This window comes from Flavobacterium supellecticarium (genome assembly GCF_004801375.1).
Classification (GTDB): domain Bacteria; phylum Bacteroidota; class Bacteroidia; order Flavobacteriales; family Flavobacteriaceae; genus Flavobacterium; species Flavobacterium supellecticarium.
The window spans coordinates 1-18348 of sequence record NZ_SSNZ01000007.1 but is presented as its reverse complement, the minus strand read 5'-3'; the positions used below and the strand labels follow the sequence as shown (position 1 = coordinate 18348).

19 protein-coding genes, 2 tRNA genes and 1 pseudogene are annotated in these 18348 nt (G+C 38.8%); 7 read left to right on the top strand and 15 right to left on the bottom strand.

What is annotated here, in order from left to right:
- Positions 1 to 95: 95 nt before the first annotated feature.
- Both E6C50_RS13385 and E6C50_RS13380 read right to left on the bottom strand, forming a co-directional pair.
- A complete protein-coding gene (locus E6C50_RS13385) occupies positions 96 to 707 on the bottom strand; it encodes a 50S ribosomal protein L25/general stress protein Ctc (RefSeq protein ID WP_136403735.1) in 612 nt (203 codons plus the stop codon).
- A 32-nt stretch (positions 708 to 739) separates the two neighbouring features.
- The gene (locus E6C50_RS13380; RefSeq protein ID WP_136403734.1) at positions 740 to 1681 is read right to left on the bottom strand and encodes a ribose-phosphate pyrophosphokinase; all 942 of its coding nucleotides are present in this window, start codon (positions 1679 to 1681) and stop codon (positions 740 to 742) included.
- A gap of 163 nt (positions 1682 to 1844) precedes the next feature.
- Here E6C50_RS13380 and E6C50_RS13375 point away from each other — a divergent pair.
- The 7 genes and pseudogenes from E6C50_RS13375 (at position 1845) to E6C50_RS13350 (ending at position 6451) form a co-directional block, all read left to right on the top strand.
- Positions 1845 to 1924: transfer RNA gene (locus E6C50_RS13375), tRNA-Leu, on the top strand.
- Between the two features lie 205 nt (positions 1925 to 2129).
- Positions 2130 to 2234, top strand: a pseudogene (locus tag E6C50_RS18100) (ABC transporter permease); the annotation flags it as partial.
- A 537-nt stretch (positions 2235 to 2771) separates the two neighbouring features.
- Positions 2772 to 4328, top strand: a complete 1557-nt coding sequence (locus tag E6C50_RS13365; protein WP_136403733.1) for an OmpA family protein — start codon at positions 2772 to 2774, stop codon at positions 4326 to 4328.
- A gap of 27 nt (positions 4329 to 4355) precedes the next feature.
- A complete protein-coding gene (locus tag E6C50_RS18025; protein ID WP_262712825.1) occupies positions 4356 to 4490 on the top strand; it encodes a hypothetical protein in 135 nt (44 codons plus the stop codon).
- Between the two features lie 69 nt (positions 4491 to 4559).
- Positions 4560 to 4898 (top strand): hypothetical protein, encoded by a 339-nt coding sequence (locus tag E6C50_RS13360; protein ID WP_136403732.1) that lies wholly within the window; start codon positions 4560 to 4562, stop codon positions 4896 to 4898.
- A gap of 146 nt (positions 4899 to 5044) precedes the next feature.
- Positions 5045 to 5130, top strand: a tRNA-Leu gene (locus E6C50_RS13355).
- 250 nt (positions 5131 to 5380) lie between these two features.
- Complete coding sequence (locus tag E6C50_RS13350; protein WP_136403731.1) at positions 5381 to 6451, top strand: ankyrin repeat domain-containing protein; 1071 nt, start codon at positions 5381 to 5383, stop codon at positions 6449 to 6451.
- 177 nt (positions 6452 to 6628) lie between these two features.
- Here the strand turns inward: E6C50_RS13350 and E6C50_RS13345 are convergent, their stop codons facing one another.
- From E6C50_RS13345 to E6C50_RS17865, 13 genes are all read right to left on the bottom strand, one after another.
- Positions 6629 to 7141: a hypothetical protein gene (locus E6C50_RS13345; RefSeq protein WP_136403730.1), complete on the bottom strand. Its 513-nt coding sequence runs from the start codon at positions 7139 to 7141 to the stop codon at positions 6629 to 6631.
- Positions 7142 to 7147: 6 nt separating this feature from the next.
- A complete protein-coding gene (locus E6C50_RS13340; protein ID WP_136403729.1) occupies positions 7148 to 8107 on the bottom strand; it encodes a hypothetical protein in 960 nt (319 codons plus the stop codon).
- Positions 8091 to 8615 carry a hypothetical protein gene (locus E6C50_RS13335; RefSeq protein ID WP_136403728.1) on the bottom strand — a complete coding sequence of 175 codons (525 nt, stop codon included), beginning with the start codon at positions 8613 to 8615 and terminating at the stop codon, positions 8091 to 8093. The genes E6C50_RS13340 and E6C50_RS13335 overlap by 17 nt, the downstream gene beginning before the upstream one ends.
- Positions 8608 to 9798, bottom strand: coding sequence for a PilN domain-containing protein (locus tag E6C50_RS13330; protein ID WP_136403727.1), 1191 nt, complete (start codon positions 9796 to 9798; stop codon positions 8608 to 8610). Before E6C50_RS13330 ends, E6C50_RS13335 begins: the two co-directional genes overlap by 8 nt.
- Positions 9798 to 11714, bottom strand: coding sequence for a type II secretion system protein GspD (locus tag E6C50_RS13325; protein WP_136403726.1), 1917 nt, complete (start codon positions 11712 to 11714; stop codon positions 9798 to 9800). The genes E6C50_RS13330 and E6C50_RS13325 overlap by 1 nt, the downstream gene beginning before the upstream one ends.
- 3 nt (positions 11715 to 11717) lie before the next feature.
- Positions 11718 to 13118 (bottom strand): GspE/PulE family protein, encoded by a 1401-nt coding sequence (locus E6C50_RS13320; RefSeq protein ID WP_136403725.1) that lies wholly within the window; start codon positions 13116 to 13118, stop codon positions 11718 to 11720.
- Positions 13115 to 13603, bottom strand: a complete 489-nt coding sequence (locus tag E6C50_RS13315; RefSeq protein WP_136403724.1) for a hypothetical protein — start codon at positions 13601 to 13603, stop codon at positions 13115 to 13117. Before E6C50_RS13315 ends, E6C50_RS13320 begins: the two co-directional genes overlap by 4 nt.
- A gap of 1 nt (position 13604) precedes the next feature.
- Positions 13605 to 14039 (bottom strand): type IV pilin protein, encoded by a 435-nt coding sequence (locus tag E6C50_RS13310; protein ID WP_136403723.1) that lies wholly within the window; start codon positions 14037 to 14039, stop codon positions 13605 to 13607.
- A 76-nt stretch (positions 14040 to 14115) separates the two neighbouring features.
- A complete protein-coding gene (locus tag E6C50_RS13305) occupies positions 14116 to 15237 on the bottom strand; it encodes a type II secretion system F family protein (RefSeq protein WP_136403722.1) in 1122 nt (373 codons plus the stop codon).
- Entirely contained in the window at positions 15234 to 15689 is a 456-nt protein-coding gene (locus E6C50_RS13300) for a hypothetical protein (protein ID WP_136403721.1), read from the bottom strand. Before E6C50_RS13300 ends, E6C50_RS13305 begins: the two co-directional genes overlap by 4 nt.
- Positions 15690 to 15711: 22 nt before the next feature.
- Entirely contained in the window at positions 15712 to 16059 is a 348-nt protein-coding gene (locus tag E6C50_RS13295; protein WP_136403720.1) for a hypothetical protein, read from the bottom strand.
- Positions 16034 to 17248 carry a hypothetical protein gene (locus E6C50_RS13290; RefSeq protein WP_136403719.1) on the bottom strand — a complete coding sequence of 405 codons (1215 nt, stop codon included), beginning with the start codon at positions 17246 to 17248 and terminating at the stop codon, positions 16034 to 16036. Before E6C50_RS13290 ends, E6C50_RS13295 begins: the two co-directional genes overlap by 26 nt.
- A complete protein-coding gene (locus E6C50_RS17865; protein ID WP_211089548.1) occupies positions 17232 to 17996 on the bottom strand; it encodes a toxin-antitoxin system YwqK family antitoxin in 765 nt (254 codons plus the stop codon). Before E6C50_RS17865 ends, E6C50_RS13290 begins: the two co-directional genes overlap by 17 nt.
- Positions 17997 to 18348 lie beyond the last annotated feature (352 nt).

Here is an 18348-nt window from a genome sequence, read left to right as displayed (position 1 = left end):
GCTATTTCCAAACGCGATCAAATCGTTAGCATTGGGCTATAGCCATAAAAAAAGCACCGGGATTCCGGTGCTTTTCAGGTATATAAAAAATATAATTATTTTTTCTTTCCTTTTGCTGGTGCTTTTGCAGCTTTTGCAGCTTCCTGAGCAGCTTTCATAGCAGCACGTGAAATTCTCACCTGACACACTACTGTGTTGTCCGGGTGTAATAAACGGAAGTTATTTGTAGGTAATTTCGTTACATACAATTTGTTACCCATTTCCAAATCCGTGATATCTGCTTCAACGAAATCAGGTAAGTTAGCAGGTAAAGCTCTCACTTTAAGTTTACGTTGGTTTAAACGTAAAACACCTCCGGCCATAACACCTTTAGAGTTACCAACGATTTTTACAGGAACTTCCATAGTGATTTCTCTGTCAGCGTGTAACTGATAGAAATCGATATGTAAGATTTTGTCAGATACCGGGTGCACCTGAATATCTTGTAAAATAGCGTTGAAAGTTTTACCATTATCCAATTCAACTACAACAGTGTGTACGTTTGGAGTATAAACTAAACTTTTGAACGCTTTTTCTTCAGCGTTAAAATGTACTGGTTGTTCTCCTCCGTATAACACGCAAGGAACCATTCCAGCATTACGTGCCGCTTTCGTTGCCGATTTGCCCACGCTTTCTCTTTCAGATCCTTTGATCGTAATTGATTTCATTTTGAAATATAATTAAATTAATAAAAAAATTCTTAAACAATAAACTTGCTGCTGATCGAATTATTATTGTGTACCATGTGCATCACATCGGCAAATAATTCGGCACAGCTCACCACTCTGATTTTCGGGCTTGATTTTTTCAACGGGATAGAATCCGTCACAATCAATTCCTGAATTTTTGAGTTTTCTATTTTCTGATAAGCGTCGCCTGATAAAATAGCATGCGTACAAATAGCACGTACACTCAAGGCTCCTCTTTCCATCATCATATCGGCTGCTTTTGCAAGCGTACCTCCGGTATCGATCATATCGTCAACCAGAATAACATTTCTTCCGGTAACATCTCCGATCAACTCCATAGTATCGATCACATTAGCCTGTTTTCTTTGTTTGTAACAAATTACCACATCCGACTCCAGGAACTTCGAATACGCATAAGCCCGCTTCGATCCCCCCATATCCGGCGAAGCAATTGTTAATTTATCCAGGTTCAGACTTCTTACATAGGGTAAGAAAATAGTTGACGCAAATAAATGGTCAACCGGCTTTTCAAAAAAGCCCTGAATCTGATCGGCATGTAAATCCATCGTCATAATTCGGGTAGCACCTGCTGCCTCAATCAGTTTTGCCACCAATTTAGCCCCTATCGGCACTCTTGGTTTATCTTTCCGATCCTGACGTGCCCATCCGAAATAGGGAATTACAGCTGTAATGTGTCGTGCCGAAGCTCTTTTAGCGGCATCGATCATTAACAAAAGTTCCATCAGATTGTCGGAACTCGGAAATGTCGAGCACACTAAAAACACACGTAATCCGCGTATTGATTCTTCAAAAGACGGCTGGAATTCTCCATCGCTGTATTTTGAAATTGTAACTTTACCAAGCGCTACACCATAGTGTTTTGCTATCTGTTCAGCAAGATATTCACTTTGAGAACATGCAAATATTTTTGCTTCCGGTTCTATATGTGACATTTTAATTCGTTGTTTAGTAGTTAGTTAGTGTTGTCGTGTTTAAACGAGGTGCAAATTTAGAAATTAAATTCCACACTTAAAGAATAATTTCCTTTATTTTTTTGATTATTTCTAATTTTTTTATTTACATTTGCACCCACAATTGACAACCAGTTGTCCACAAGCCTAGGTGGCGGAATTGGTAGACGCGCACGACTCAAACTCGTGTACTTCGGTGTGTGGGTTCGATTCCCACCCTAGGTACAAAAAGCTCCAAACGATGTTTGGAGCTTTTTTATTTAGCACTCATACCAATTACAAAACACAGCCCTTAGCACAGGAACAGCTAGCAATAGTATAAAATCCGGAACAATGTATCTACTTATTAATTGGACAGATTAGAATTGCCTACTCAAAACTGATCCAAATATTCCTACAGTGGCCAACACTGATTTCAGGATCTTCGGTTATACTTTCGTTTTTGGTTTGCGCCATAACCGGTATTTTTTTCGGTTATTATCCCGCTTTAAAGGCTTCAAAACTCGATCCGATTGAGGCTTTACACTTCGAATAATATTTTTATAACAACCTTATTCACCTGCAAAATCCAAATCATCACCTCTACTCAAAAGAAAAAAACTCCCTAATTCCGTTTTAGGGTTAGTACATTTTGTATATATACATTTTTCACAACATTGTGAAAATAAATATCTTAAAGAAAAACGCTACATTAGTCAAACAAAAAAACGTCCGAAATGCGCATTTTCAAAAACCGCAAATATTTCGTCAAAATTTAATTTTTTCTTCATAAACGGACGAATCACAACAACTCCAAAACAAGCAATATCCTCTTACGAAAATAAAATATAATCACCACATAATCAACAAACAAACTACTGAAATAACAGCAATTAAATTTCACATTTCCGCCTTCTATTGTTATTTCTTAAAAAGGCGTAAAATCCGCATAATGTAATCCTAATTCTACATCCGTGCATTTTATCGATTTTTTACGTCTGTTTAAAGATTTATTAACGCAATCATAATAATCGCGTCTATATTCGTGACACTATCAAAATAATATAGTATAAACTTTGACAATATAGCAAAAATGAAATCTCCCACTCTTTTTGTTTTTTCACTGCTTTTTTCCATTCAATTATTTGCACAAGGACAAAGCAGTTTTACTAAAAACATTAAAATACCGCAAAGTAACGGTTTTAGTTTTACTACCTATGACGCAGGTGTAAATAGTGAACTATCGGAAATTGGCACCGCCTTCTTTATGAATAAGTACCTCATCTTATCCAATAAGAAAAGAGGCTTTTCCAATGTTTCAATCGACCCGAAAACAAATACGCCAAACCACAATTTGTTCTGTGTTGAATTTGACAAACACGGTAACCTATCGCGCCCGGTAATCTTTTCCAAACTATTGGATAGCGACGGTAATGAAGGCGGTGTAACTTTTTCGGCCGACCAAAAAACCATTTACCTAACCCGTTCGAAAGAAGAAAACAGTAAACAATTTTCACTATATAAAGCTACGCTTGATTTAGAAGCAAAAGGATTCTGGAAAGACATCCAACCTTTGGCAATTAATGGAAACTACTCGATCGAAACACCATTTATGGGACCAAACGGTCAGAAAATATACTTTTCATCGGACATGAAAGGTGGTTTTGGCGGTTACGACTTATATAGTGCCGACGTAATGATCGACGGAACTTTAACCAATGTTACCAATCTTGGCCCAACGGTTAACTCGTCCAAAGATGAAAAATACCCCTATGTAACCGGCGACAACCGCTACCTGTATTATTCATCTAACGGACACGAAACGTTTGGTGGATATGATGTTTTCCGTATTTCATCGGTAAACGGTGATTTTATCAACCGTTCCAATCTGGGCGAAACGATCAACTCCAATAACGATGAAATTGCTTTTACATTTAGCTATCAGAACAAAGGTTATATTTCTTCCAACCGAAAAGCCGACAAATCCGATTTTGATATTTATAAATTCGAACTGGATGTATTAGAACAAAATTTCAACGGTATTGTGGAAGAAAACAAAACCAAAACCGCATTACCAAACGCTACAGTTGTTGTTAAAAACGAATTTGGTGATATCATCAGAACCCTTACATCTGACGACCACGGTAAATTCGGCCTTAAGATGGATCCATTAGTGGATTACACTATTGAAACATCCAAAGAAGGATACGAACCGAATACTTACTATTTTAAACCAAACGGTAACAGTATTGCCTATAGCGGTAAAATCGACTTAAGTCAGTTAAAAGCAAAAGTAACCGAAAGCGCTATTGAGATTGAAAACATTTATTTCGATTTCAACAAAGTGACACTTAAAAAAGAATCGGAATTATCATTAAACAAGATTCTTGAAGTATTGCGTGACAATCCGGATATGAAAATCAACATTAACGCGCACTCCGATTCCAAAGGTAAATCCGATTACAATATGCTTTTATCCGAAAAACGTGCACAATCAACTTACAATTATTTAATCAACAACGGCATTTCCAAAGATCGTTTAGCGTACAAAGGTTACGGAAAATCGCAACTTAAGTTTAAATGCAATGGCAACTGCTCTGAAGAACAGGAAAGTCAGAACCGCCGGGTTGAATTCATTATAAAAAAATAAACCACTATAATTACTTAAACAAACGCCATGAAAAAATTATTCATCGCAGGTATTATTACTGTATCTGTTTTATCCGCATCATGCTCAAGCGGTTGGAATTGCAAATCAAGTTATGTAAAAAATGACCTGACAAAAAAGAAAGAAATGCAAAAAGAAGCATAGTAAAAAGTCCCTAATAAGGGACTTTTTTGTTAGTTTTGCCGTCCTTTAAAAAAACAGCATCAATTTAGAATGGGGGCATTTGTAATCACCAAAAGAGAAAACGAACAATACCGCTTTAATTATACTTCGCGGAAAGGAAAGATCATCCTTACCGGCGCGAGTCATAATCAGAAAGTGGGTTGCGTACGGGATATTCAGATGTTAAAACTCTACCATGCCGACACTTTGTTTTTGAAATTTAAAACCCCGGGTGGAAAGTATTTTTTCCGCGTGGTGATTCAGGATCATATTTATGCCACCAGTCGGAAGTTCACTACCGAATTACGGATTGCCAAGGGGATTGAAGAGATCCAACGCAATGTCGAAATAGCCGAAGTACTGGATTTTAGCGTTGACGTTTTCTTTTAAAACACTTTTTTTTACATTTTTTGAATTGCTAATAGTACTTATTTTCAGCGTCATTCGAAAAACCCTGTAATTTAAAGGCACTCTATAACAAATAAAGCTTGCAGGATTAAAATATAATAGTACCTTTGCAGCCGATACCAAGAAATGCTCGAGTGGTGGAATTGGTAGACACGCTGGACTTAAAATCCAGTGAACAGTAATGTTCGTGCGGGTTCAAGTCCCGCCTTGAGTACAAAAGCTCCAAACGTTGTTTGGAGCTTTTTTGTTTTATAAACCTGAATTCAAAATTCACATTTTCTTCAGAATAGGAAAAATTTAAAGTTTATAGATTTTTTCTCACTAATATTACCCGTACTGGCATTTTTACTATTTTAGTCAACGGGCTCGCTGCATTGTCTACGTTTCCACGAAATTGAACTTTCCGTCCAATTTACCCTTGCCTCGCCAAGCTGCCGAACCAATAGCTACAATTAAAAAACAATATGGCAAAAAGAAAAACATTACCGAAAGACTTTCAGGAACTTCTAAAGAAAGGAGACATTCAAGAACTTATTCAACTATTTGACAAATGCGAGATAGAAGCTCGTGGCGGATACAGCAAAGGAACAGCCTTGTCGTTTGCAGAATGCCCGCACGAACTAGCCAAATGGCTGGTTGAACAGGGAGCCGATATAGAGGCGCTTAATGACTATAGCTACACCCCACTTCAGGAGCGCTCTGGGAATCGTTATTCAGGTAACATCAGGAGTTTATTAGAATTGGGCGCAAACGTAAACACAAACACCCCTAAAGGAACAGCGTTACATTGTGCCGCAAAAAACCATAACACCGAGAACATAAAAACACTACTTGAATACGGAGCAGAAATTGACGCTTTGGTTTCTGAAGGTTATGGCGAAAAAAAAGGTGATTATACCGCGTTGGAGTTGGCTTTGATGAGTTGTCGCAACATCGATATAGAACATACCCTTGAAGCTTCCAAAATATTATTGAACGCAGGTGCTCAGAAAACCGAAAAAATGAAAGCGTTCGTTACAGAAATCGGAAAAACATTTGAACAATTCCGGCCGAATTTTTATGACGAAGAAACAGAACAGACAAGCAACGCTTTAGACGAACTTTACAGCATCTTTGAGGTTACACCTGTCCCAAGACGGATTATATATGATGGCACATCGCCTATTACCGTCACAGCTACAACCTGGCAGAAGCAACACGAAGAATTATGGACGCTTTTGGTTCCCGGACGTGGCTCAGCCCAAACCGTACAGGGAGAAGTTATTCGTATCACCGGAAAAGTAGCCCGGGAGTTATTAGACAACGGAGGCGGTAACTGGGACACTGAATATAAAAAAATGGTGGACGGTTATTTCAAATATATTCAGCAAGAAAAGCCACTTTCCCAGGAAGAAATAGAAGAACTAGCCATTATTACAAATGAAGTAAAAGCCAGAAACACTGAAAAAATCTATGTAATGAGTGAATTAGGTGTAAAATGGGTGCTTAACAATCCAATTCCAATCCATCTTACTGCTACAGATTACAACCGTTAAGAACAACAGCAAACATGGGTTTTACTGGATTAAATTCATTTTATATAAGAAAGCTAATCCCTGTAAGGTTATACCATTTTTAGTAGGATATTCCGCATCACTCAGGCGCTTTAACGAAGGTGTATTCTTTCATAAAAGAAACAAAAAATGCCCTGACAAACAGGGCATTTTTTTGTATTATCCTTTTCGGATGATTCTGTTTTCTTTATTAAAACGTACCTCAACGGAATCTTTAAAAACTTTATTCAGCATCAAACCTTCCACTTCCTGACCTTTATGAAGGCGATGAATCTTATTTCCGATTTTAAGCATGACCAATTCGTTTTTATCTCCACTTTTGATATAACCGTAATACGACACTATTGGCCAGTATTTTGCCACTTTAGGCTTATCGTCGACCGTTTTTACCGGCACAACCTTTCTCGTTCCGGAAACAGCCGTTCTTGGCGCGACAGCAGGATTACTTTCCGCGCGTAACAATGCTTTGTTTAGAAAAGGATCGCGGTTTATTTTTTCAAGTGTAAACGTATCCCTTTCGATCTTTCTGGCTTTGAAATTATAATCGGATGCAATGGCTGCCGTTTTGACTTCCTCCGAAAAAAAATATTGAGATACCGCTTTATAGGCCACGGTTCCCCATAACCCTAAAACAGCCAGAATTAGCACAATATTTATTTTCTTTTTTGCCATAGTAGTTTAGTTTAAAACAATTTTAAAGCCTGCGCTATACGTTCCTTCATTACCCGCTTTATCCTTAGCTTTTACACGCCAGTAATACGTTCCAGCCGTCGTGAATGTTTGTTGGAAAGAGGTTGATGTTACATCAAATTGCTGGGTGATATTCGAAAAGCTCTGATTATCTGAAAACTGTAAAACATAGCTTATCGGCGATTGTACCGTTCCGGAATCCTGCGAAATCGTCCACGAAAAAGTGATTTGCTGGTTGAGACTCAACGTAGCATTATTGGCCGGAGCCGTATTTTGCGGCTGATTCGGATTTACACGATCAATATTAAACTTACGGGTACTGAATTGTGTTTGTGTACTATTATTGCTGTTCATCGCCTGAACTTTCCACTGGTAAACACCATCTGACGTCAAGGCTACATTATCCAACGAAATAGAAGTCGCCGTTAGGTTGGTATTGGAATATACCGACTGACCGGTACTAGTATTCACTACTTCGGCACTATAATTTGTCGCCGCCTGCAGACTTTGCCAGCTTAATGTCATCGTAGCCAGATTGGTATAAATATCGGAATCCGGACTGGACAACACGACCAACTGATTGGTTAGATCTTCGGTAATTTGCGTTGAAAACGAAATCGGGAACGTATATTGTGACTGATACGCAAAATTTTCCCCGCGTACACGCCATTGGTACTGACCCGATGGCAATTCCTGTTCCAAATGCAAATCTTCCGTTTCTTTTTCGGCGATCAGCGACTGATGAACATCATAAACCTGAACTCTGTAGGTTTTAGCACCATCCATTTTATTCCACTGGAAATTTACCACATTGCTCTGAACAACTGCCGCATTTAACGGATAAGTCGCCTGAACCGTACTATTGGAAATATCCTTTTCCAAAATATCTTCACAGGAAGACATAAAAACCGCTACCAGAAAAAGGGCAATCTTACTTATTGTTCTCATAGTTTTGAAATATCATTTTTAAATGTAAAACTTCTTCTTTATTATTCTTTTTTGCTGTAAACAATTTGATTCCGACCATTCGTGAATAATCGTATTGTTTTTCGAAATCATAAGCCATTTTCAACAACTGATTCGTATTTCCAACCACATCCAATTGGTTGGTAAAAACCGTATAATTCTCGTCCGTAAAACTGTGAATTGGCGCCAGTTCGTGGATCGACACTCCCGGTTGTGACCGCGTAGCAAAATCGACCATTCCCTGTTGCACCATTTCTTTTGTTACGCCTTCTTTACCCAACATGGCATCGAGGTAGGCGATCTCTTTTCGCAATTCGTCGGCATTTTTGGCTTTCTTGTTAATATCCTCCACGCGCGATGAAAGCTCCCGGTATTCTTTTATCACCTGAAACAAGGACGAAAAAGACCTTTTATAAGCAGTAACCGACAGCATGATAAAAACCACCACCAGCGCACCGCATTTCTGTTTATAGGAATAATTCTCAAACATCTTTAATCGTGATTTTTACTTCAAACTGGGTTTTATTCTTTTTATCCTTTTTCAACTGCGTAATCTCAAACTTTTTAATCCAGTTGTTATTTTTCAGATTACCCATCCAGTTGTTAAACGACGCTTCGTTATAGGTTTCACCTTTTAACACGATCGTTCCCGGATCAAGCAATACTCTTTCGGTCGCTTTTACCTCTTTGGCCAGCGGTACAACGTTTAATTCATTCAACACGATATCACCCGGTGTCATTTTGATCAATTCGTAGGAATAAAACGAAAGGAAACGCGACGATCCAAAGCCCGATTCTTTAAGGATATTTTCTTTTTTCTCTTTTTGTTTTTCCATATCCAGCACCAATTGATACGACTGATTGGAATACACATTCTGAAGATTGAGTTCGGCATTTTTACTCCCGTAATAGTGGATCAGCAGATAGCTCGTTAGCAAACTCAGTAAGAAACCAACCAACATCACTGTCCCGAACAGCGTAAATGCTTTTTTGTAAATGATCTCCTCTACGTTGAGCATACCGCTTTCCGTCTTGGTAACGGCTTTTGGTTGTAAAAAGAAATGCACCAGCACCCCATAAAGCGGAATAAAATCGCTATTGATGGTATCTTCGTTTATTTTGTATTTCAGCTTCATCGGGATTTCGGCGAATTGTTTTTCAAAACCCGAAAGTCCGGTATCGTCAAACTCCAACATCAGATCGCTTGCCAGGATTTTTGGTTCCCCGATAGCCGTTTGCAACAAAGCCGCCAGAAAAGCACCGACATACACATCGATTACCTGAAATTTTTCGGCGGTAAATTTTTGCAGTACTTCCGTAACGGCATTTTTCCGGCAAAAACTCATATAATTGGCCGTTCCCGCTTTATAGGCCGTAAAGTAAATCGAATTATAATCGACATTCTTTTGCCAGTTTACATCGGCTTCATTATTAAAATCGATCTTTTTATTCAGTACGCCTTTACCTTCGAGCGCAATAATGACCGGCAATTTGAGATCGATCTTTTTCTTTAGACTTTCGAACGAATCGTAGGTCGCCGTTTCGACAATATCAATTTTATTCCCCTTGCGTTTTACCGTAAGCAGATTATAGGTTTCCGTATTTTCATCTCTGGAAACCCCGACGATATTGACCGTGTTGATCTTTATTATTTTAGACAGGAAAGTCAGCATTAGTAAACAACGGTAGGTTTAATAAAAATATGCAGTTTCGAGTCGTTTTTCGCTTTTTTACGGCTACTGAAAAACCACTTAATAATCGGAATACGGGAAATTAACGGAACCCCCGAACCGGAGTTTTCCTTTTTCAATTCATCCAATCCGCCCAATAAAATCATTTCGTTATTTTTTACCCGTACTAGGGATTCAAACTTCTGTGTTGCTTTCCCCGGAGGTGCGGTATCTCCTGCTCTTCCCAGGAAGGAACTTTTCTCCACGGCTATATTCAGTGTTACATTTTCGTCTGCCGACACATACGGTTTGATCGACACACTCAGGTTGGCATCGGTCGACTTCCAGGTACCGGATTGTAAAATATCGTTACCGATACTATTCGTTAATAATCGGTTGTTTTGTTCGAAATAATAACTGGTTTCCCCGATTGCCAGTTTGGCTTCGTGACCGCTAATCGTTGCGATTTTAGGAGTCGATTCGATTTTTACGATTGAGTTGTTTTCCAGCAATTTCAGATTCAGGTAAAACGCCTCGGTTACTTTTCCAAGTTTAAACAATCCGAAACCGTTAAATGCGTTGATCAAACTATTTACAGACGACCCGTTTAACGTCATATCCGCTGACGGGAATAAACCGCCACTTGTTTTCGGGATATTACTCTTATCAATACCGGCTTTAATTCCCGACTGAATATCGTAGGATTTATTGTATTGTGCGATGATCACTTCAATCTGTACCAAAGGCACCACTTTATCGATTTGTTTCATATATACCCGAAGCTCCTCGATGGTCAGTTTAGACCCCGACACCACCAATCCGTTAAGCTCTACAAACTCCTTGATCTCCAATTTTTCAGAAAACACTTTTGGCAAAGACGGCAACACCGATTCAATCGAACGATTTTCCAGTGCGATCAATTCGGTTGCCCGTAATCCTTCCGTAGCGTGTTCGCCAATCAGATATAGGTTATCCTGTTTTTTAAAAATATATTTTTTTCCTTTAAAAACGTGTTCCAGCAAGTCGTCGAATGTAATATTATCAGCTGCCAAAGTCGTTTTTTCATTTTCAGGTTTGTTATACAAGAAATAGTTGATGTGTAATTTTTCGGCGGCTTCGGTAATCAAATCCGACACATCGGCCACATAAGCTTTTACTGATAGATAACCCGCTTTATTCAAATCGACTTCATAATACCCCGGAACGCCCACCGATGCTTTCGGCTGTTTACTACGGTTACCACCACCGGACGACATACTTGTACTTCCGGTATTCATATTGGTATTGTTATTTTTCTCCAGATAAAAGAACCCATTTTCGTCTTTGGTTGCAATCAAATCGTTGGATTTTGCCATCATATCGATAACCTGATCAAATGGTCTGTTCAGGATATACGACGACACCTTCATTCCTTTAATATCCGGTGCCAGAATTAGGTTTTTACTCGATTTATCGATAATCGCTTTGGCTACGGCCGGAAGGGAATCGTTTTCCAGCTTTACCGATAAGAAATCGTTTTGCGGATTATAACTGACATCAACGAATTTAGGCTGTTTCTTTTCGATAATCTTCACCTCTTTTCGTTTTTTAAAGGTGATGATATTGCTCACAAAACCAATTTCCAGATCGTATTTTTGCGCCAGGAATACAAACACATCCTTTACCGTAACATCAAAAAAGTTATTCACCACGGATTGTGTCAAATCGGCATCCGGACTTACGTTTAACTGATGCTCCTCGGCAATGGAAAGGATAAAATCGTGTAATGTCAATCCGGAGACATCAATCTTGATCACTTCATTCAGTCCTTTTTTCTGTTTGGCAAATTCATCCAGTTTTTGCTGCAGATCCGCATCCTGTGCTGCTGCCAGACCAGTAATCAGAAGACTTATAATTAAAAAAACGGTTTGTTTCAACATTATTTATGCGTTAATTAAAATAGAGTATATTTCTTCCAGTGAGGTTTCTCCTTCGGCCAGAATAGCAAAGGCTTTTTCGGACAACGACTGGTGTTTTTTATCATTCTCCATCGTTTGTGCGATGGTATTATTTTTTATGGATTCCGAAACCGTATGATTGATGTTTAGCACTTCATAAATGGCACGTCGTCCCTTGTAGCCGCTATGGTAACATTTATTACAGCCAACCGGTTTAAAATAGGTTTCGATTTCAAACGGAAAATCAAAATGTGACGGAAAATCGTCTTTATTGCAAACGGTTTCTTTTTTACAATCGTTACACAGCTTTCGCACCAATCGCTGCGCTACGGAAAGATTGAGTGTTTCCGCAATCAGATAGGAAGGCACCCCCATATCCACCAATCGGGAAATGGTTCCGATAGCCGAGTTCGTGTGGATCGTCGACAATACCAGGTGCCCTGTTAAAGACGCCCGAATCGCCATTAAAGCCGTTTCGGAATCCCGAATCTCCCCCAACATGATCACGTCCGGATCCTGACGCAGGAACGATTTTAAAGCCGACGCAAACGTTAGTCCGATATCTTCTTTTAATTGTACCTGATTGATCCCTTTAAGCGTATACTCAATCGGATCCTCTACGGTTACAATATTCCGTTTCGAATCATTCAGCAAGCGTAACGTCGCATATAGCGTCGTCGTTTTACCCGAACCCGTAGGACCACTGATCAATATAATTCCGTTTGGTTTTTTTACCGCTTCCAGGTAACTTCTCAGCTCTTCTTTTTCCAATCCGAGCGTATTCAGATCGATATTGGACGCATCCTGACCGAGTAAACGCATTACGATTTTTTCTCCGAACAAGGTGGGCAAAATTGAAACCCGGATATCGAATGTCTCGTTGGTAATCCGTCCGTCCTGCGGCAATCGTTTTTCGGTAATATTCAGTTTGGAGCGAATCTTAACCTTATTGACCAACTCCAGGTAATTCTCCTTTTCGATTTTATACCGCTCTATCAACTGACCGTCGATTCGGAAACGGATTCGCGCCGATTCTTCGTACACTTCAAAATGGATATCACTACTTTTAAGCGATTTCGCCTCTTCCAGCAGATTTTCCAGGAAATCCCCTTTTTCGATATTCAGCGATTTCTTACTTCCGGTTTCCCGTTCTTTCCGGTAATGGATGGAAAGTGCTTTTTCGATTTCCACTGCGTCACACAATTCAAACACCACCTGTTTTCCAAGCAACAACTCCAATTCATCCTTCAAATCGTTTCGATCGCCGGAGCCATCGCTATACAACTCGATAGTCGTTTCGGTGACTGCTTTTGGCAAAACCCGGTAATGGTTGGCCATATCACTGGAAATAATATGCTGTATATCCTGATTGATCGCTATCGTCATATTTTATTGATCAATGTAATTTTATAAACATTTAAAAAGAGATCTTTAAGAATAAGCACCACTAATAAAAGCGATGCAAATCCCGCCAAGGGTACGGTTTGATGTTTCATACGTTTTTTCAGTGTTAACTGTAACAGTATAGAAAAAAACATCGATCCGATAAAATAAACCACATAATTTTTGAGTAAAAACAACGGTGTTATGGACAGATAGAACAGCAAATCGCCCAATCCGAAATAATGCTCAAACGGATTTAGAAAGCCTTTGTTTTTCCAGCTCATATATGCGACAAGCCCTACAAATGTTATCCCGAAAAAGGCAACATTATAGGCCGTTATGGACCAAACTGTCGCGTTATAATCCTGCTTTATCTGCAACATAGAAAGCACAAACACCACCACGGGCAACGCCACATGGATCATCCTGCTTTTCCAGTCCTGAAAAACCATTAGAAGTAAACAAAGAAGGAGTACTGCGAGTAACATATTATTCTTTTGTAACCTCTGTCAGTACTTTTTTGTTATCGATTTCCCAGGTGTTGAAATTCCCATCACCATCCAAATCGGAAACCGAAGTAGCTCTTGCCATAAACGAATCGTTTGATGCTTCGATAATTTCTACTTTATAAACCGCCTGTCCGCCTTCCTGAACGGTTTTTTCCTGTTCAAAACCCAATTCTTCCAAACTGTTGGAATATTTGGAATGGCGGTAAAAATAACTTTTCTGCAAACCGTACACCTGATTCAGCATCGCCTGCGCTTCGATCGCTTTCGCCTGACTGATTACCGAAGTTTGATTAGGCAACACCATCAGCAACAGAATTCCGATGATACATAAAACGATTAGAATCTCCGTTAGGGAGTAGGCCTTAACAGCTGCTTTCTTTATTTTTTGAAGATATTTTTTAGTAGTGGTAAACATCTTTATCCTATTTTATTTATTAAAAAAGTGTTAATTATTAACGGGCGCTAAAATACAAACATTAATGACATCCGTATTAATTCCTGATTATTTTACTCAAATCGAACATCGGTGCGTACATCGAAACCATGATGACTCCAACAATAACCCCGATTACAATGATGATCATCGGTTCTAAAACCACACCAATCATTTTGGTTTGGTGGCTGATTTCTTCATTATACTGTTCCGAAAGCCTTTCGAACATGGTATCCAATTGGTTCACCTGTTCGGCCACTTCGACCATTGAAACCATTTTATTTTCAAAAACAGTATGTTTTTTTAAGCTATCGCTTAATGAAACACCCCGGGTAATATCGTCCTTAATCGCTTCGATCGCGACTTCAATCGGATAAAAACCGATCATCTTAGACGTAAGCGTAAGCGCATTAATCAAGGTTGTTTTTGATGTGATCAACAAATTCATCGCCTGACAAAACCGGGAGATATAAATCTTGCGAACCAGATTTCCGAAATACGGAATCCGAAGTAGCAAACCAGTCGTAAACGCCCGATAACTGTTTTTTCCTTTTAGCAGAAAATGAACCGCAATCAAACCAAAGATCACAATCGCAACCATCGTAAAAATGGTTCCCGAATGATTCGAGATTTTTAGAATGATCTGCGTACTTTTAGGCAATTCACTTCCGAATTGTTTAAACACGGAACTAAACATCGGCACCACTTTATTCAACATAAAATACAGCACCAAAATCGTCACCAACATTACAATCGTCGGATACGTTAACACCGAAACAATTTGTCGTTGCATCTGGATTTTACGGTTAAAATATTTTTGCAACTCGGTTAGCACCTCTTCCAGCTTTCGGGTTTCTTCCCCAATCTGAATACTGTAATATTCGTAGGGCGAAAACTGATTCGTTTCCCGCATCGACTCGTAAATACTTCTTCCTTCGACCACCCGTTCTTTAATTCGGAGGATGATTTCCTTTTCCAGTTTATTCGCCGACTGGTTGCTTAATATTTCCAGCGCTTTTTTAAAATCCACGCCCGATTTTAACAGCATTCCCAATTCGCGGTAAAAAACCTCCTTCTTTTTATCGGATAGTTTTTTCGAGAACTGAAACTGCCCAGTATTGCGTTTCAACTCTTTTTTTTCCGGGGCATCCTTTTTATAGGCACTTAAATCAAAGCTCATGGTTTCTGTATTGCCTGTATTAATTCACTGGCATAAATCTGTTTATAAAAATGCAATCCCATTTCTTTTTCATTCACATCGAGCTTTACATTTAGTTTTCGGAAAGCCAGTTGTTTCGATCGACTGTAAACCGAATCCAGTTGTATTTCTTTAATCTGAATTCGAAACGTGTCGACAAACTCCCCTTTTGTCCGCAACAGATACTCGTTCCCGATACTATATAAAACCTGTTCGCCGGCATATCCGGTAAACAGGAGTGCTTCTTCCTGAAGCTTTATTTTTTCATTTTCAAAAATGTCTTTATTGACCGAATAGGTAAACCGATTCAGATCGTTCACCGGCTGATTCTGGTTTTTAAAATCCAGCAATCTTTCGCTTACAATCGAAAACACGACAAAAATCAGACTCATAATAATAGCCGTAATCGCCATACTCACAATCGCCTCAATCATTGAAAAGGCTTTTAGCTGCGTTTTATTCGCCGTTACCTTGTATGTAAAAATTCTTTTCAAACTTGAAATTGGTACTGTCTTTATAGTGTACGGATATTTTTTTCACTCCGGGATTTACGGTTTCTTCTTCTATTTCCAGATTCGGATCTTCACCCTCATATTGCAACGAATCGCCTTGTAATTGCATCAGGTAAAATATTTCATTGACTTTATTCTGCGTATTGTAAAACTTCGCTGATGTACGCGGTGTAAATACGGCCGCATAAACTGAAATCGCGATATAGAGACAAATCGAAATGATCGTCAGTGCGATTACGGATTCCAAAATGGAATTTGCCGGGATTTTACAATACTTTTTTAATAATGCCATATTTATTTTTTTTCGCCTCGAACAGCGGAATCGCCATAAAATATTCCGGTCGCTTTTGCGGATCGATTTCAATATCCACAATCATATTATCATTGACGGAAGAGCCGTTTTTATGAAAAAAATAATTCGTATAAACCGAACCTTGTACATCGCTTTTTAAATCCAGCTTTCCGGTACAATAGATATCTCCAAGTATCCTACTCTTTTCGTCCACTACCATAAGATTCCTATTGACGGTGAGAATTGAACTTCCAAACAACACTATGGCGCCTTCAATCGAACACTCTTTTTTGATTTTAAGTTTACTTTCCCCATCGGTATCGTTATATACACAAACCACAGACGGATATTTTAAAATCACTTTTTCCTGTAATTCGATTCCTTTGGTAGCAAAAGCCTGAACCGTTCCTTTAAATCCCTCTTCGAACGTTATTTTCGGAGCGATCAGGATCACATCTTCCAAAATGGCATTTTTACTCACCACGATGGAATCTTTCGCCCGCAACACAAAATTTCCTTTCACGTTTAAACCAGAAAGCGTGTTTACGCCCACTTTAATTTCTTTGGTATCCTTTAGAAACGAATTAAAATAAGGCATCCCTTTTTCGTTTTCGAAATCAGACAAGGCCACCTTTTCCGTTTTGATTCCTTCGAAGATCTTTTTAAAACTGGCATTGATCTCCGGAAGCTTGATTTCGGATACTGTATTTTGTCCGGTAACCGTAAGCTTACTTGCTTTATTGGTCAGATAGGATGTTTCTATAAATGTTGACGGCAATTGATTATCGCCATTTAACCGAACCGTTCCCGAATACCGAAGCGACTTCGTCAGATTTGCCAAATGAATGGCGGTTTTATCTTTGGAATAACTTCCTATAATATGTGCCGACGTTACCGTATCATTTCGCAACATCGTTTTAGCTAGCAACACGTGCAATAAGCCATACGGTTTTGCTTCATAACTTCCTTCCACACCGGATTCTTCGTCAACCGGAAGCTCCTCTCCTGCCAATTTATTCCCCAGCGCATAATTCACCACCGACTGATTGTGAATGTATAATTCCTCCTGCAAATTGTAATATAAATTCAGCTGATTGTACAAACCGGAGAAATACAACAACGCTCCGCAAATGATAGATACAATCAGACAGATATAGACTGCGTATAACAGACTATGCGCCTTTACCATTGGTATTTACTTTTGGTTCTTTTTTGCGGAATAATCGCTTAAAGAAACTTTCTTTTTCCTGAGGCTGTTGTTGCTGATTCAGGTTTTTCTGTTCTTTCTCGCGTTCCTTTTGTTGTTTTTTATTTTCTTTATCCCGTGCCTTTTTCTCTTTATCCAGCTTCTCCTGCACTTTTTTAGCTGCTTTTGCTGCTTTCTGCTCTTCTTTTAGTTTGGCTTTTTCTTCTTTTGTAAGCTTTGGTTTGGCGACAAAAACAACTCCGTTTTTATAGACTACTGTATCTTTTTTGGCCAGATCGATCCATTTACCATGTCTTTGATCCTTTTTAAAATAACCTTTTTCGATCAGCTCCCCTTTATCGTTAAAGCGGTTAAACGCTCCGGTTTTTAAACCGTTGTTCCAGTATTGAGTTGTTTCCAAAGTTCCGTTGGTATACCAGGTTTTCCACCAGCCGGTTTTTAGTCCTTCGTCAAATTTCCCTTGTTCCGCGAGTTGGTTACTGTGGTACATTTTGGTATAACCGTCGTGTAGCAATTGACCGGCAACACCTCCCTGCGCGTTATGGATGGCTCCGCCTTTAAACCAATAATACGTTTTTCCGGATTTAGGGCTTATACTTTTATCGGTTGTATAGAACTCGTAACGAAAGTTACTATCAGAAATTCGTTTTATCAGGTACGGATCCGTAAAAGAAAGGAATAGTACTACTAATGGTATGTAAAAAAAACGAAATAAAGTCTTTGTTTTCAAGGGATTCAATTATATTTTTAATCGTCGCAAGATAATATTTTTTCCTTAACCTGAGAAAAAACCTTTTTATACCGATATTATTTCTAAAAGCACGTTAATTTGAGGGCTGAAATCCTACTTTTTTAGTTAAAAAAAAGAGGCGTTTTTTGCTATAATTTGTATTTTTATCGGACTACAATTGTGATTTAAGTTCTTATAAATATGCGAATTACACAAATATAATTCCTATCCGTTTGGGATGCTAGTGCCAAACCGTCATGAATCCTCAGAATCATATCGTTATGGATTCCAAAACCAGGAAAAGGACGATGAAGTTAAAGGTGAAGGGAATAGTATAAACTATACCTTCCGT